General features: G+C 72.5%; 13 protein-coding genes and 1 pseudogene. 6 read left to right on the top strand and 8 right to left on the bottom strand.

The features are described 5' to 3' along the window. Positions 1 to 33 precede the first annotated feature (33 nt). Positions 34 to 708 (top strand): N-acetyltransferase family protein, encoded by a 675-nt coding sequence (locus AC07C1_RS31185; RefSeq protein WP_478944414.1) that lies wholly within the window; start codon positions 34 to 36, stop codon positions 706 to 708. Here AC07C1_RS31185 and AC07C1_RS31180 read toward each other — a convergent pair. The 6 genes from AC07C1_RS31180 to AC07C1_RS31155 form a co-directional block, all read right to left on the bottom strand. After that, positions 679 to 1,866: a YncE family protein gene (locus tag AC07C1_RS31180; RefSeq protein ID WP_478944412.1), complete on the bottom strand. Its 1,188-nt coding sequence runs from the start codon at positions 1,864 to 1,866 to the stop codon at positions 679 to 681. The two genes, AC07C1_RS31185 and AC07C1_RS31180, sit on opposite strands and share 30 nt — an antisense overlap. Beyond that, a complete protein-coding gene (locus tag AC07C1_RS31175; protein ID WP_478944411.1) occupies positions 1,866 to 2,681 on the bottom strand; it encodes a polysaccharide deacetylase family protein in 816 nt (271 codons plus the stop codon). The genes AC07C1_RS31180 and AC07C1_RS31175 overlap by 1 nt, the downstream gene beginning before the upstream one ends. A gap of 264 nt (positions 2,682 to 2,945) precedes the next feature. After that, positions 2,946 to 3,449 (bottom strand): ATP-binding protein, encoded by a 504-nt coding sequence (locus AC07C1_RS31170; protein ID WP_478944409.1) that lies wholly within the window; start codon positions 3,447 to 3,449, stop codon positions 2,946 to 2,948. Positions 3,450 to 3,747: 298 nt separating this feature from the next. Beyond that, complete coding sequence (locus AC07C1_RS31165; RefSeq protein WP_478944407.1) at positions 3,748 to 4,515, bottom strand: enoyl-CoA hydratase/isomerase family protein; 768 nt, start codon at positions 4,513 to 4,515, stop codon at positions 3,748 to 3,750. A gap of 79 nt (positions 4,516 to 4,594) precedes the next feature. Further along, positions 4,595 to 5,830 carry a L,D-transpeptidase gene (locus AC07C1_RS31160; protein WP_478944405.1) on the bottom strand — a complete coding sequence of 412 codons (1,236 nt, stop codon included), beginning with the start codon at positions 5,828 to 5,830 and terminating at the stop codon, positions 4,595 to 4,597. Between the two features lie 157 nt (positions 5,831 to 5,987). After that, positions 5,988 to 7,211 carry a L,D-transpeptidase gene (locus AC07C1_RS31155; protein WP_478944404.1) on the bottom strand — a complete coding sequence of 408 codons (1,224 nt, stop codon included), beginning with the start codon at positions 7,209 to 7,211 and terminating at the stop codon, positions 5,988 to 5,990. Positions 7,212 to 7,499: 288 nt separating this feature from the next. On the opposite strand from AC07C1_RS31155, the gene glgX reads away from it, so the two are divergent. From glgX to AC07C1_RS31130, 5 genes and pseudogenes are all read left to right on the top strand, one after another. Beyond that, positions 7,500 to 9,743 carry a glycogen debranching protein GlgX gene (gene glgX / locus AC07C1_RS31150; RefSeq protein ID WP_478944403.1) on the top strand — a complete coding sequence of 748 codons (2,244 nt, stop codon included), beginning with the start codon at positions 7,500 to 7,502 and terminating at the stop codon, positions 9,741 to 9,743. A gap of 136 nt (positions 9,744 to 9,879) precedes the next feature. Continuing rightward, the gene (locus AC07C1_RS31145; RefSeq protein WP_478944401.1) at positions 9,880 to 10,386 is read left to right on the top strand and encodes a SigE family RNA polymerase sigma factor; all 507 of its coding nucleotides are present in this window, start codon (positions 9,880 to 9,882) and stop codon (positions 10,384 to 10,386) included. 9 nt (positions 10,387 to 10,395) lie between these two features. Then, complete coding sequence (locus AC07C1_RS31140; RefSeq protein ID WP_478944399.1) at positions 10,396 to 10,986, top strand: hypothetical protein; 591 nt, start codon at positions 10,396 to 10,398, stop codon at positions 10,984 to 10,986. 102 nt (positions 10,987 to 11,088) lie between these two features. Beyond that, a pseudogene (locus tag AC07C1_RS31135) lies at positions 11,089 to 11,826 on the top strand (dolichyl-phosphate beta-glucosyltransferase); the annotation flags it as partial. Between the two features lie 38 nt (positions 11,827 to 11,864). Continuing rightward, entirely contained in the window at positions 11,865 to 13,103 is a 1,239-nt protein-coding gene (locus AC07C1_RS31130) for a hypothetical protein (RefSeq protein ID WP_478944397.1), read from the top strand. 31 nt (positions 13,104 to 13,134) lie between these two features. Here the strand turns inward: AC07C1_RS31130 and AC07C1_RS31125 are convergent, their stop codons facing one another. Beyond that, entirely contained in the window at positions 13,135 to 14,994 is a 1,860-nt protein-coding gene (locus AC07C1_RS31125; RefSeq protein ID WP_478944395.1) for an ABC transporter ATP-binding protein, read from the bottom strand. Continuing rightward, the coding region (locus AC07C1_RS31120; protein ID WP_478944393.1) for an ABC transporter ATP-binding protein at positions 14,991 to 15,941 on the bottom strand (951 nt) is incomplete at its 5' end. The genes AC07C1_RS31125 and AC07C1_RS31120, both read right to left, overlap by 4 nt.

The following is a 15,941-nucleotide window of genomic DNA, read 5'->3' as shown; positions in this document are numbered from 1 at the left end:
GCCTCCCAGTGGGTGGAGACTCGAGGAGCGGCCTTGGAGACCTTGCGGGACATTCTCGACGCGGCGGCGCACGGCGTCTTCCCGCCGGCGGACGGCCGGACGACGGTCGTACCGCAGCCGTCGCCCCGGGACGCGGGGGTGATGTCGTTCACCGCGCACTCGGTCGTCTTCACGGACGAGGACCCGCGGTGGGTGTACGAGACGCTGCGCGGCCTGGACTGTGACGCCCTGGCGGCGACGATGAACCCGCGGTTCCTGGCCGCCCTCATGGACCGGACGGGCCGCCGGACCGAGACCATCGACGCGGTGTTCGTGGGGTCCCCGCTGCCGGGTGAGCCGCCGCCGGCGCTGACGGAGATCGAGGACCCCGGCCATGCCCGGATCCGTTACGCCCGTGGGCGCCGGGACGAGGTGCGCACCTGGACGGCCGATGGCGGGGTGCTGGTGATGGGGCGCGGGGTCGCCGGACGGCTGGAGGTGTCGGTCGAGGTGGACGAGGACGCCCGGCACCGGGGGCTGGGCCGGCGGCTGGTGACCGCCGCCCGGCAGCTCGCCACCGAGCCGCTGTGGGCGCAGGTCGCGCCGGGGAACGCCCGCAGCGTGCGGGCGTTCCAGGCCGCGGGGTACCGTCCGGTGGGCGCGGAGGCGCTGCTGCTCGCCCGGCCGGCTGACCTCGCGTCAGCGGAAGATGCCCGTGTGCCCGAGTGAGTAGCGGCCGGGCTGCGGATAGACGGCGAGTCCGTGCGGGCCGCTGCCGACCCTGATGCGGGCCAGCTCGGCGCCGGTGCGGGTGTCGATGGCGTACACCTCGGCGTTGTAGCGGCCGGACAGCCACAGGACCTTGCCGTCGGCCGAGACGCCCCCCATGTCGGGGCTGCCGCCGCCGGGCAGGTGCCACTTCTTGGTGAGCCGGTTCCGGGAGAAGTCGAAGATCGAGATGGAGCCCTCCCCCCGGTTGGAGATGTACATCTCGCGGGAGTCCCGGCTGATGTAGAGGCCGTGGGTGCCCTTGCCGGTGGCGAGGAACCGGGGCCGGGTGAACCTGTCCCCGTCGAGGATCCACAGCCCGTTGGCCATCATGTCGGCGATGTAGAACAGCTTGCCGTCCGGGGAGATCTTGACGTCCTGCGGCATGGCGCCGTGGAACGGCAGCTTCTCCTGGGCGATGACCTTCATCTTCGCGGTGTCGACCTTGAGGACCTCACCGCTGAACTCGCAGGAGACGATGAAGTAGCGGCCGTCGACGGAGAAGTCGGCGTGATTGACGCCGTAGCAGCTGACCGGCACGGTCTTGACGACCTCCATGGTGTGCGCGTCACGGAAGACCAGCTGCCGGTCCATGGAGGCCATGACGACGGCGTACTTGCCGTCGGGCGTGAAGTACAGGTTGTAGGGGTCGTGCACGTCGACCGGCTTTCCGGCCCGGCCGGTCCGCGGGTCGATGGGGGTGAGGCTGTTGCCGAGGTCGTTGTTGACCCAGAGGGTCTTGAGGTCCCAGGACGGTACGACGTGCTGGGGCTGGCGGCCGACCGGGATGGTGTCGAGGATCCGGTAGGTCTCGGGGTCGATGACGGTGACGGTGTCGGAGTTGGTGTTGGGGACGTACACCCGGGTCGGGAAGTCCCTGACGGCCGGGGAGAGCCGGTTCGGGCGGTCGGCGGAGTAGATGTCGGCCGGGTCCTCCACCGGCGGCATCCCGGGCAGCACGTCCACCCGGTCCTTCTTCACCTGCGGCTGGACCGGTGCCTTGCTGCCGAGGGCCGCGTCCTCGTGGTGGCGGTCCCCGCCGCCGCACGCGGACAGCAGCGTCAGGGCGGTCAGGGCGGCACCGGCAGCCAGCAGGCGGGCGGCTTTCGTGGTTCGCATCAGCTCAGCAGCTCCGTGGTGGTGACCGCGCGCAGTCCACGGCGGTCGAGTTCATGGAGGACGTCGGGCAGGGCGGCGACCGTGTCCGGGTATCCGAAGTGCAGACTCACCACCGATCCGTTCGCCACGTCGGCGAGGACCTTGCGGGTGACGGCGGCGGCGCCGGGCCGGGTGTAGTCGAGCGAGTCGACGTCGTACGACAGCACATGCGGGTAGCCCGCGGCGCGGGCCAGCCGGACGACGAGCGGGGTGGCGGTGGGCGCCCGGGAGGGGCGGAACCAGGTGCCGATGGAGCCGGTGAGCCGCTCGAGCCGGTCGGCGCAGTCGGTGATCTCCTTGCGGGCGTCCGCCTCGGCGAGGGCGTTCACGGCGATGTGCCGCTGGGTGTGGTTGCCGAGGTCGTGGCCGCCGTCGAGGATGCGCCGGGCGACGTCGGGGTGTTCGTCCAGCCAGGTGCCGACGGCGAGCACGGTGAGGCGGGCGCCCTGCTTCTCGGCCTCGGTCAGCAGGGCGTGGGCGAGGACGGGGTCGCCCTGGCCGTGGAAGGTGAGGGCGACCTGGGGGCGGGTGCGCGGGCCGTGGGTGATCTGGGCGGGCTGCCCGGGGTAGGCGCGGGGGGCGGGGGTGGCCTGCACGGTGGCCGCGAGCCGGCTGGACGCGCGGGCGGCGGACGGGGACGGGTCGGACACGGAGGCCGGGGCGGTGGGCGGGGCGGCCTGGCCGGAGCCGCAACCGGCGGCGAGCGCGCCGCCGGCGACGAGCCCGGCGCCCGCGCGCAGCACCCCGCGTCGGTTGGTCGTGGTCACCCGCACCATTTAAGGGGCGACAGGCGAGAAAACCGCCTATTTGGCCAGTTTGGGGGTGTTCCCGGGTCGCGGCGCCCGCGCTCGGCCCGTCCGGCGTTCGAGGACGCGGCCGCTCGGGCCGGAGCGGGGGTCCGGGGGCGCGGCCCTCAGGGAGTGAACCTCCCGCACAGCCGCACCGGAAGCCGGCCGAACCTAGGGCCTCTCGTTTGGATCATGCCGGGCTCGCGGGGCCTGGCCCCGCTCCCTGATCCGGCATGATCCAAACGAAAGGCATTAGCGGTCGGCGACTCGCATCTCGAACCAGGTCGTCTTGCCGCGCGGGAGCAGATCCACGCCCCACCGGTCGGAGAGCTTGTCCACGAGGAACAGCCCGCGGCCGCTGACGTCCATGTCCTGGACCGGCATCAGGCAGGGCAGCCCGCGCGAGGGATCGCGGACCTCGACGCGGATCCAGCCGGGGCGGCGGCGCATCCGGAGGCCGAAGACGCGGGCGCCGGTGTGCCGCACGGCGTTGCCGACGAGTTCCGACACGAGTAGGACGGCGTCCTCGGTGAGCCTGGGGCTCAGCCGCCAGGTGCGCAGGACGACGACCTGGGCGAGCCGGCGCGCGGTGGCCGCGGACTCCGGGCGGGACGGCAGCGGTACCTCCGCCTCCGTCGGGTTGCCGAACAGTTCGAGCGCCTTGAGCGCCTGTTCGTCCTCGACCGCGGGCGACCAGCGCGCCGCGGCCGCACGGCTGTGTCCCCGTGGCTGTTCGATGCCCTCCAGCCCCGCCATGCCCCCATGATGGCGGCCCGCAGCCGCCCTGGGGGCCGTTCCAAAGGAATGCGCCCCCCGCACGCCCCCTCCGCGCCCTCGTTGATCGGCATATGCCGAGGGCATACCGATATCCGGCGCAGCCCGGTTGACCTGCGGCGACGGCTCACTTCCGGGCAAGCGTCAAGCTCCCTCGACAAGGCAGGCTTAAGGTTGCCTTAAGGCTCCCATAAACCGCCCCATCGAGGGACTCGGATGGGACAACCCGTCAATCCCCGCGGCCCCCAAGGGAGTTACGGGGCGGTCACACCGCTGACGCTCAGAGAAACTTGGCCTTGCCCGGCCCTTCCTCCACGAAGCTGCGCATACCCCGCTCGCGGTCCTCGGTGGCGAACAGACCCGCGAACCAGTTCCGTTCGACGGCGAGTCCGGTGTCGATGTCCGTCTCCAGACCGGTGTCGACGGACTCCTTCGCCGCGCGCAGCGCGATCGCCGGCCCCTGCGCGAGCTTGGCGGCCCAGGCGTGCGCCTGCTCGTACACCTCGGCGGCCGGGACGACCCGGTCCACCAGGCCGATGGCGAGGGCCTCGTCGGCCCTGACCTGACGGCCCGTGAAGATCAGGTCCTTGGCCTTGGAGGGGCCGATCAGCCGGGGCAGCCGCTGGGTGCCGCCGGCGCCCGGGATCAGGCCGAGCAGGATCTCGGGCTGGCCGAGCTTGGCGTTGTCGGCGGCGATGCGGTAGTCGGCGCACAGGGCCAGTTCGCAGCCGCCGCCGAGCGCGTAGCCGGTGATGGCGGCCACGACGGGCTTGGGGATGCGGGCCACGGCGGTGAAGGAGTCCTGCAGAGCGCGGGCGCGCCGGACCATCCCGGCGTGGTCCATGTTCTGCATCTCCTTGATGTCCGCGCCCGCCGCGAACACCCGCTCGCCGCCGTAGATCACCACGGCCCGCACGTCGTCGCGGCGCGTGGCCTCCTCGGCTAGCTCCTTCAGCCGATCCTGGGTGGCGATGTCGAGCGCGTTCATCGGCGGACGGTCCAGACGCAGGGTTCCGACACCTTCGGCGACTTCGAGATTCACGGTCATGCAGAGCAGGTTAACGGCCACTAACGACGGTGGGCCCGGTGCCGTAGGTCACAGCACCGGGCCCGTACGTCAGCGGGGTTCACTTCTTCCAGTCGGCCCAGGACATGTTCCAGCCGTTGAGGCCGTTGCCCGGGTCCACCGTGCGGTCGTGGGAGTTCTTGACGACCACCACGTCACCGAGGATCGAGTGGTCGAAGAACCAGGCCGCCGGCACGTTCTTGTCGTAGCCGCCGCGCACGTCGCGCAGGCCCACGCAGCCGTGGCTGGCGTTGTAGTTGCCGAAGGCGCCGCCGCCCCAGTAGTTGCCGTGGATGAAGGTGCCGGAGTCGGTGAGGCGGATGGCGTGCGGGACGTCCTTGATGTCGTACTCGCCGCCGTAGCCGACGGTCTCGCCGTTCATGCGGGTGACGGCCAGCTTCTCGCTCATGACCATCTGGCCGTTCCAGGTGTCGTAGCCGGGCTTGCCGGTGGTGACGGGGACGGTCCTGACGACCTTGCCGTCCTGCGTGACCTTCATCGTGTGCTTCTTGGCGTCCACGACGGAGACCTGGTTGCGGCCGATGGTGAACTTCACGGTCTTGCGCTGCTTGCCGTAGACGCCGTCGCGGCCCTCGACGCCGTCCAGGTTGAGGTCGACGGTGACCTTCGTGCCTTCCTTCCAGTACTTCTCGGGGCGGAAGTCCAGCCGGTCGTTGCCGAACCAGTGCCCGGCGACGTCCACGGCCGGCTCGGTCTTGACGGTGATGGCCTTCTCGACGTCCTGCGGGCTGGTGATGCCCCGGGTGAAGCGGACGGAGAACGGCATCCCGACACCGACGGTGGAACCGTCCTCGGGGGTGAAGTGGCCGACGAAGGTGTTCTTCGGGGTCAGCGTGGTGAACGAGGAGTCCTCGGCGGCCTCCCGGCCCTCGGAGTCCTTGGCGACCGCGTGCACCGTGTACTTGGTGCCGGCGGCCAGGTGGGTCGACGGCGCCCAGGTGGCGCCGCCACCGGTTATGGTGCCGTCGATCTTCGCGCCCCTGGCGTCCTTGACGGTGACCTCGGTCAGCTTGCCCTTGCTGACGTTCACCTTGAGGGCGTCGCTGGTGTCGACGCCCGTGGCACCGGACCGGGGCGAGATGCTGACGGCGGCCGTCGACTGCTTGCCCTGCCGCGCCCCGTCCGTGCCCTTGCCGTCGCCCGAGCCGGACCCCGAGTCACCGCCCCCACCGCATGCGGTGACCGCCATCAGCAGGGCGCCGGATATCAGCACCAGCCCCTTACGGCCTCTCCCCCGGCCCCCCGCCGACGCCCCCGATATAGGCCGCACGTTCAAGTTGTCTCCCCTCGCCGGACCTGATCAGGTCCGCTCCCCACCACACTTGTGCGCGCATATTAACCGCCGGGTTTTGAGCAAGGTGTCAGGCGAATGTCACCGTTGCGTCGCAACTTCCGCCGGGCACCGTCACCCCGAACCCGGCCCCCTCACCTGGTTACTTCACCGCGCTGCCCGCTTTCCACTCCTTCCAGGTCATGTTCCACCCTCCGAGGCCGTTGTCGGGCGCGACCGTTTTGTCCTTGCTGTTCATGACCTCGACGACGTCACCGATGAGGCTGCGGTCGAAGAACCAGCCCGCCGGGGTGTCCGAACCGCCGCCCTTGACGTCCCGCAGACCCACGCAGCCGTGGCTGACGTTGACCTGGCCGGGGGCGTCCGGGGCCCAGTAGTTGCCGTGCAGGAAGGTGCCGGAGTCGGTGAGTTTCATGGCGTGCGGGACGTCGGCGATGTCGTACTCCCCGCCGAAACCGACGGTACGGCTGTTCATGCGGGTGACTTCCAGCATGTCCATCACCACCATCTTCCCGTTGTAGGTCGGGTGCTTGGGGGCGCCCGCCGTGATGGGGACGGTGGCGAGGAGCTGCCCGTCGCGCCGCACGTCCATGGTGTGCTTGGCCGCGTCGACCAGGGAGACCTGGCTGCGGCCGACGGTGAAGGCGAACGTCTTGTCCTGCAGCCCGTAGACCCCGCGCGCCCCTTCGACGTCCCGCAGGTCCAGGTCGACGGTGACCTCGGTACCGGGCTTCCAGTAGCGCTCGGGGCGGAAGTCCAGGCGGCCCTTGCCGAACCAGTGCGGGCGGATCTCCACGGGGGGCTGCGCGCTGACGTGGACGGCGCGTTCGACGGCGGCGCGGTTGTCGACCTCCCGGCTGAAGGAGAGGGAGACGATCATCCCGGTGCCGACGGTGGCACGGTTCTCGGGGGTGACGTAGCCGATGAACCGCTGGTCGGGGACGTAGGTGGTGAAGACGGTGTGCCGGGCGGAGCGGCGGCCATGGGAGTCCAGCGCGACCGCGTCGACGGTGTACTTGGCGGCGAGCGCCAGCCGGCCCTCGTCCGGTTCCCAGGTCAGGCCGTCGTCGCTGACGCGCCCGGGGACCGGGGAGTCCTGCGCGTCCTGCGACTTGACGACCTTCACCTTCTCCAGGCGCCCGCCGGGCACCCGTACCCGCAGCCGGTCACCTGGGCGCACCTCCCTGCTGCCGTCCTCCGGGGTGACGCGGATGACGTCCTCGGGGGCTCGGGGTTTGCCGAGCGCCCCGCCCATGCCCAGTGGTCCTGAGCCGTCCGGGGAACAGCCGGCCAAGAGCCCTGTTCCCACCATTACCGCCGCCAGCGCGGCCCACGTGCGCCGTGCGCGTCCATGTACGTGCCTCACGCGGGGCTCAACGACCGGGCCCGCTCCGGGGAAACGTGAGTGCGACGCACGCACTGGGCAGAACAGAGGGAAGGACGACACGTTGGGGAGCCGCCGTGCCCGTGTCAGGGGGTGTTTTCTGGGTCAGGTCGGCTGAAACGGAGCCGGGCAAGGCGGATCCGGAAGACGCCCCCTGGCCGTCGGGGCGCAGCCGTACCGGGCGCCGGGTCCGCCGACAGGCGCGCTCGGCGCCCGGGCGCGGCCTGCTGCGCCGCCCCCGGGGCGAGCCACTGAAAGAGGGGCCGACAGGTGACGAGCGCAGCCGAGCAGCGGGCACCGGCCGGGGAGCCGGCCGCCGGGAGCGGGCAACCGGCGGCGATGAACGGCACCCGGCGTGCCGTACCGCCCGGCCCGGCGGTGTGGCCGGGTGCGCCGACCCCGCTGGGGGCCCGGTTCCGGGTCGGCCCGGACGGGATCGCGGGCACCAACTTCGCGCTGTGGGCGGCCGGGGCGGAGGCGGTCCGGGTGTGCCTGTTCGACGAGCGGGGCCGGGAGACGCAGGTTCCGCTGACCGAACTGACGCACGAGATCTGGCACGGTTTCGTGCCCGGTGTGATGCCCGGTCAGCGGTACGGCTACCGGGTGGACGGCCGCTGGGACCCGTGGACCGGCGCCCGCTGGAACCCGGCCAAGCTGCTGCTGGACCCGTACGCCCGAGCGGTGGACGGGGAGTTCCGCCTCCCGCCGGAGGTGTACGGGCATGTCCGGGACTGGCCGGAGCAGCAGGTCGCGGACACCGTGCGGGACGAGCGGGACTCGGCGCCGCATGTGCCGAAGGGTGTCGTCGTCCACGATGACGACGACTGGTCGGACGACCGGCGCCCCAAGACGCCGTGGGCCGACTCGGTGATCTATGAGCTGCACGTACGGGGCTTCACCAAGCTCCACCCCGGCATCCCCGAGGAACTGCGCGGCACCTACGCCGGACTGGCCCACCCCGCCGCGATCGAGCACCTGGTGCGCCTGGGCGTCACGGCGGTCGAGCTGCTGCCCGTACACCAGTTCGCGCACGAGGACCACCTGCTGCGCCGGAGCCTGCGGAACTACTGGGGTTACAACTCCATCGGCTACTTCGCCCCGCACGCCGCCTACGCGGCCTCCGGTACGACGGGAGGGCAGGTCGGCGAGTTCAAGCGGATGGTGCGGGCCCTGCACGCGGCCGGCATCGAGGTCGTCCTCGACGTCGTCTACAACCACACCGCGGAGGCGGGGGAGCTGGGGCCGACCCTGTCCCTGAAGGGCATCGACAACCGCGGCTACTACCGGCTCCAGGACGACGCCCGCCGCTACGCCGACTACACCGGCTGCGGCAACACCCTGCACGTCGTCCAGCCCCACGTGCTGCGGCTGATCACCGACTCACTGCGCTACTGGGTGACCGAGATGGGCGTGGACGGCTTCCGCTTCGACCTCGCGGCGGCGCTGGCCCGCTCGATGCATGACGTCGACATGCTCTCCCCCTTCCTCGCGGTCATCGCGCAGGACCCGGTGCTGCGCCGGGTGAAGCTGATCGCCGAACCGTGGGACATCGGCTCCGGCGGCTACCAGGTCGGCGCCTTCCCGCCGCTGTGGACGGAGTGGAACGACCGCTACCGCGACGCGGTCCGGGACTTCTGGCGGCACGCCCTGCCGGACGTCCGCGAGATGGGCTACCGCCTGTCCGGCTCCAGCGATCTGTACGCCTGGGGCGGCCGGCGCCCCTACGCCTCGGTCAACTTCGTCACCGCGCACGACGGTTTCACCCTGCGCGACCTGGTGTCGTACGAGCGCAAGCACAACGAGGCCAACGGCGAGAACAACCGGGACGGCACCGACGACAACCGCTCCTGGAACTGCGGGGCGGAGGGCGAGACCGGCGACGAGCGCGTCGTTGCGCTGCGCCGCAGGCAGCTCCGGAACCTCCTCACCACCCTGCTGCTCTCCACGGGCGTGCCCATGCTGGTCGCCGGTGACGAGCTGGGCCGCACCCAGCGCGGCAACAACAACGCCTACTGCCAGGACAACGAGATCAGCTGGCTGGACTGGTCACTGCTTCAGGAGCCCGGCTGGCGGGCGCTGTTCGATCTGACCTCGCGGCTGATCGCGCTGCGCCACCGGCATCCGGTGCTGCGCCGGCGGGCCTTCTTCTCCGGCCGGGCCCAGACCGCGGACGGGCTGCGGGACCTGGCCTGGTTCACCGCGCGGGGCGCGGAGATGACCGAGGGCGACTGGTACGCGCCCGCGGCGACGCTCGGCATGTACCTCTCCGGGCGGGACATCCCGGGCCGGGACGAGCGGGGGGCGCCGGTCGTGGACGACAGCTTCCTCGCGGTACTGCACGCGGGCGACCGGCCGACGGGCTTCCTCCTGCCCGGACCGCCGTGGGCCGATCGGTACGAGGTGGTCGTGGACACCTCCCGGGAGGACCAGGCCGAGCCGCCGGGCACGGCCCACCGGGCGGGCACGCAGATCACGGTGCCCGCCCGGTCGGTGCTGCTGCTGCGGGTCGCCTGAACCTGCCCGGACGGCACCCCCCTGAGCTGTGTGACGGCTGTGCGTGACGCGGATCACGCTCGCCGAGTGCAGCGCGCGAGGGGGTTCAGGCCCTTTCTCCTGGTGTAGGCAGCCGGCGAGAACGGGGACCGTGAGGATGGAGCAGACCAGGGCCGGTGAGTACGACGCGTTCGTGGCGGCCCGCTGGTCGGTGTTGTTCCATCTGGCCCGTCTGCTCACCGGAGGGGACCGGCACCGGGCCGAGGACCTGTTGCAGGAGTCCTTGGTCAAACTGTGGTTCGTCTGGCCGAAGGTCGCCGAAGAGGCTCCGGAGGCGTACGTGCGCAAGGTGCTGGCGCGGGCCGCGGCCCGCTCGGCCCGGCGGCGCTGGTGGGGCGAGCGGCCCGTGGAGGAGCTGCCCGAGGTGGCGGCGTCCGGTGACATGTCGGCGACCGTGGCCGAACGTTCCCGGCTGGAGACGGCGCTCGCGCAGCTGACGCCGCAGCAGCGGGCCGCGGTGGTCCTGCGCTACTACCAGGACCTGCCCGACCGGCAGGTCGCGGAGACCCTGGGCTGCCCGGTGGGCACGGCCCGGTCCCATGCCGCGCGCGGGGTGGCCCGGCTGCGCCGGCTCCTGGCCGACGTCATCGAGCCGGTGGGGTGAGGGAGGGACATGGACCACACGGAGCACGTGGACCACGTGGATCGCACGGGGCGCGGTGACCGGACGGATCACCCGGATCATCGGGATCGCTTCGAGCGGCAGCTCACCCTGCTGATGCACACCACCCGGGAGCAGGCGTCCTTCGACGCACGGCACCGGGACCGGCTGCGGGCGGGAGTGCGGGCGCGCCGCCGGGCGCGGGCCGCCCGCCGGGCCGCCGGTTCCGTGCTGGCGGTGGCGGGGCTGGGCCTGGGGCTGTTCCTGTGGCCGCACGGCCACAGCGTCGACCGGCCCAGCGCGCCGCATCCCCGGCCCGTGACCCAACCGACGTCCCTCCCGAGCACGTCGTCCTCGCCGTCGCAGTCGCCGGGCACACCGCCGTCCGCGTCCGCGACGACGACCCCCCCGAGCCCGGGCCGGACCTCGACGACCTCCGGGCCGCCCTCCACGACCGGGAGTTCGGCCACCGCCGGGCACCCGCCGCCCACGGCGACGGCCACCGCCCGGGGCGCCCCCACCACACCGCCGGCCACGGCACCGGTGAGCACCTCGGCGGTGCCGCCGGACGACCCGTCCTCGGCGGTCAGCCCGAGCGGTTAGCGCACACCGCCCTTCCCCTCCTCATGTGCCCTCGGCATGCCCGACAACCGACAAGAACCAGGGACTCACGTGACAGACATCCGACCGGGCCGGCCACCGGCCGTGGCTCCCCTGCCCCGGCGCGCGCCCCTGCCGACGCAGCACGATGAGCCCGTCCTGGACGTGGTCGTGCCGGTGTTCAACGAGGAGAAGGACCTGGAGCCGAACGTCCGGCGGCTGCACACGCATCTGCGGGACACCTTCCCCTACCCGTTCCGGATCACCGTCGCCGACAACGCGAGCACCGACGGCACCCCGCGGATCGCCGCCCGGCTCGCCGCCGAACTGCCCGAGGTGACCTCGCTCCGGCTGCCCGAGAAGGGCCGCGGCCGGGCACTGCGGGCGGCCTGGTCGGGCTCACGGGCGCCCGTGCTCGCGTACCTCGACGTGGATCTGTCCACCGGGCTCACCGCGCTGCTGCCGCTGGTCGCCCCGCTGATATCCGGCCACTCCGACCTGGCCATCGGCACCCGGCTCGCCCCCGGCGCTCGGGTGGTGCGCGGGGCCAAGCGCGAGGCCATATCCCGCTGTTACAACGTCCTGCTGCGCTGCACCCTCGATGTCGGCTTCTCCGACGCGCAGTGCGGGTTCAAGGCGGTGCGCCGCGAGGTCGCCGAGCGGCTGCTGCCGCTGGTGCGGGACGGCGAGTGGTTCTTCGACACCGAGCTGCTGGTGCTCGCCGAGCGGGCGGGCCTCAGGATCCACGAGGTCCCGGTGGACTGGGTCGACGACCCGGACAGCAGCGTCGACATCCTCGCCACCGCGCTGGCCGACCTGCGCGGGATCGCCCGGATGCGCCGCGACCGCCGCCGCCGGCCGCGTACCGGAGCGGTGACCTCGTGACCGCGACGCTGCCCCACCTACAGGCGCCGGCCCCCCGGCCCGTGCCCGGCTCCCGGCTCCAGGCCGCCGCCCGCCGGCACGGACCCGTGCTCGCCCTGTTCGGCGCGCTCAAGCTGGCCGGCTTCTGCTCCTTCATGTACCTGCTGTCCTCCGCCGGGGACTACCGGACCAAGCACCCGCGGTTCGGCGGCGGAGCGCACGCCTGGGACGTGCTGGCCACCTGGGACGGCTGGTGGTACCAGCAGATCGCCCTGCACGGCTACGACCCGAGGCTCGTCCCGGTCCCGGGCGCCACCGGCCTGATCACGCTGGAGGGCAACTCGGCGGCGTTCTTCCCGCTCTATCCGGCGCTGATGCGGCTGACCTCCATGCTCACCGGACTGGGTCCGTACGGCGCGGGGCTGCTGGTCTCGATCGTCGCCTCCTTCGCCGCCGCCCTCGGCATCTACGCCATCGCCGAACGGCTCGGCGGCCGGCGTGCCGGGCTCGCCGCGGCCGGGCTGTGGGCGGTGTGGCCGGGCTCGGGCGTGGAGTGGGCGGTCTACTCCGACTCGCTCTACGTGGCCCTCGCCGCCTGGGCCTGCTACGCCGTCATGACCCGCCGCTGGCTCACCGCCGGGGTCCTCACGTTCACGGCCGGACTCAACCGGCCCACCGCCGCCGCGCTGATCGCCGCTCTCGGTGTCGCCGCGCTGCTCGCCCTGCGCCGCCGCGAGGACGGCGCCCTGCGCCCCCTTCTCGCCCTCGCCCTGGCCCCGCTCGGGCTGCTCGGCTACCTGCTCTGGGTCGGCAACCGCATGGGCGACCTGGGCGGCTACTTCAAGCTGCAGTCGGGCGCCTGGGCGCACAGCTTCGACTACGGCGACCAGACCGCGGACGTGCTGACGTCCGTGCCGGTGGGGCACTTCGACTATCTGTTCGCCTACCCCTTCGCGGACGTCATCTCGGTCTGTGTCATCCTGCTCGCGTTCGCGCTGCTGCCCCTGCTGCTGCGGCTGCGCCCGCCGGCGGTGCTGGTCGTGCACACCGTGCTGACACTGGTCCTGGTCCTCGGCAGCCAGCAGATCGTCGCCAACATCTCGCGCTATCTGCTGCCCTGCTTCCCGCTGTTCCTGCCGCTCGCCTTCGCGCTGCGCCGGCTGAGCCTGCCCCTGCAGTGCACGCTCCTCGGCATCGCCGCGCTCGCCTCCGGCTCGTACGCCGGATACGCCCTGTTCGAACTGGGAGTGCCGTGATCCCCGCTGTCGCGAAGACGGCCTCGCGGGGTCAGGCCAGACTGTCCCGCCACGCCTTGTGGAGGCCGGCGAACCTGCCCGTGCCCGCGACGAGTTCGTCCGGACGCCCGTCCTCGACGATCCGGCCGTGCTCCATCACCAGCACCCGGTCCGCGATCTCCACGGTCGACAGCCGGTGCGCGATCACCACCGCCGTACGGCCCCGCAGCACCGTCGACATCGCCCGCTGCACCGCCCGCTCGCCCGGGATGTCCAGGGAACTGGTCGCCTCGTCGAGGATCAGCACCGCCGGGTCGGCGAGCAGGGCCCGGGCGAAGGCCACCAGTTGGCGCTGCCCCGCCGAGATGCGCCCGCCGCGCTTGCGGACGTCGGTGTCGTAGCCGTCGGGCAGCGCGCTGATGAACTCGTGCGCGCCGATCGCCTTCGCGGCCCGCTCGATCTCCTCCCGGCCGGCTTCGGGCCGGCCGATGGCGATGTTGTCCGCGACCGTGCCGGAGAACAGGAACGCCTCCTGCGTCACCATCACCACTCCGCGCCGCAGTTCGGGCACGGGCAGCTCGCGCAGGTCGACCCCGTCCAGCAGCACGCGCCCCTCGGAGGGGTCGTAGAACCGGGCGAGGAGCTTGGCCAGAGTCGACTTGCCCGCGCCGGTGGTGCCGACGACGGCGACGGTCTGCCCGGCCGGCAGGGTCAGATCGAAGCGGGGCAGCACCTCGCCGCCCGTGCGGTAGGCGAAGCGGACGCCGTCGAAGAACACCTCACGGCCCGGGAACCCGCCGTCGAGCGGCGGCAGTTCGCGGGGCACGGTCGGCTCGGGCACGGACGGGGTCTGTGCCAGCAGTCCGGCGATCTTCTCCAGGGAGGCGGCGGCCGACTGGTAGGAGTTCAGGAACATGCCGAGCCGGTCGATCGGGTCGTACAGCCGGCGCAGATACAGCACCGCCGCCGCCAGCACGCCCAGCTCCAGCGAGCCGGACGCCACCCGGTCGGCGCCCCACAGCACGATCCCCGCGACCGCCGTGTTGGCCACCAGCCGGGATCCGACCACATAGCGGGCCATCTCCAGCAGCGCGTCCCCGTTCGTCCGCTCGTGCCGCTGGTTGAGGACGGCGAACTCGGTCTCGTTCGCGGACTCCCGGCGGAAGGCGCGCACCGGACGGATGCCGTTCACCGTCTCCACGAACTTCACGATCACCGCGGCGATCGCCGTGGACCGCGCCCGGTACACCCGCCCCGCGCGCCGCTGGTAGAGCCGGACCAGCAGATACAGCGGCACGAAGGAGGCCACCGCGACCGCGCCGAGGCCGAGGTCGAGCCAGAGCAGCATCGCCGAGATGTAGACGAAGGACAGCACGACGGTCACCAGCTCCTGGAGCCCGTCGTTGAGGAGTTCCCGCAGTGCCTCGACGTCCGTGGTGGAGCGGGAGATCAGCCGGCCCGAGGTGTACCGCTCGTGGAAGTCGACGCTCAGCGCCTGCGCGTGCCGGAAGATCCGGCCGCGCAGGTCCAGCAGCACGTCCTGGCTGACCCGGGCGGAGGTCTCGATGAACGCGAACTGCAGCGCACCCGAGACGAGGGCGCACAGCAGATAGCCGACGGCGACCGCGATCAGCGGGCCGTGCCGGTCGTCCCGGAACGCCGGTACGGCCTTGTCGATGGCGTACGCCACCAGCAGCGGGCCCGCCTGCACGGCCGCCTGCTGCAGCAGGAGCAGGAGCGTGGTGAGTGCGGCGCGGGCCTTCATGGGCGCGAGCAGCGAGCGCAGCAGCGCCCAGGTGGCGCCGGGTGGGGTGGGCAGGACATCCCGGTCGAACGGGTCGCCCGGGTCCCGCGGGCGGGCGTGTTCGTCGTCCTCGGCGACGGCGGGAGTGGAGGCGGTCGTGCTGGTCAACGGGATTCCTCCTGTTCCCCGGACATCAGATGGGCGTACTCGGCGTTGCCGCGCAGCAGCTCGTGGTGGGTGCCGACGGCGGCGATCCGGCCGCCGGACAGCAGGGCGACCCGGTCGGCGAGCAACACCGTGGACGGACGGTGGGCCACGATCAGGGCGGTGGTGTCGGCGAGGACCTGCCGCAGCGCCGCCTCGACGGCGGCCTCCGTGTGCACGTCCAGGGCGGACAGCGGATCGTCCAGCACCAGGAACTCCGGCCGGCCGACCACCGCGCGGGCCAGGGCGAGGCGCTGCCGCTGGCCGCCGGAGAGGCTGTGCCCCTGCTCGCCGACGCGGGTGGCCGTGCCCTGCGGGAGCGCGTGCGCGAACTCGGCCTGCGCCACGGCGAGGGCCCGGTCGAGGTCCGCCTTCCCGGCGCCGTCCGCCGCTCCCATCAGGACGTTCTCGCCGACGCTCGTGGAGAAGAGGGTGGGTTCCTCGAAGGCCACTGCGACCTTCGCGCGCAGTTCCTCGCGGGACATCGCCGTGATGTCGACGCCGTCGAGGGTGATGCGGCCGGAAGTGACCTCGTGCAGGCGTGGGACGAGCGTGGTGAGCGTGGTCTTGCCGCTGCCGGTGGCCCCGACGAGGGCCATGGACTCGCCGGGTCGGATGTGCAGGTCGACGCGGGTGAGGAGGGGCGGGGAGCCGGGGGACGCGTCGGGGTAGCGGAACCGCACGTTCTCGAAGCGGAGGCCGGTGCCGGTACCGGTGCCGGTGCCGGTGCCGGGGGGTGACGTCGCCCGCCCGCGCTCGCGGGGTGCCGCTCTCGTCGGGGCTAGTGCCGCTCGCGTCGGGGCGGGTGCCGCTCCCGTCGGGGCGGGTGCCGCTCCCGTCGGGGCGGGTGCCGCTCCCGTCGGGGCGGGTGCCGCTCCCGTCGGGGCGGGTGCCGCTCCCGTCGGGGCGGG

Source organism: Streptomyces sp. NPDC045022, from assembly GCF_056432605.1.
Note: the sequence above shows the minus strand (reverse complement) of the source record. Positions and strands in the feature narration are given on the sequence as shown.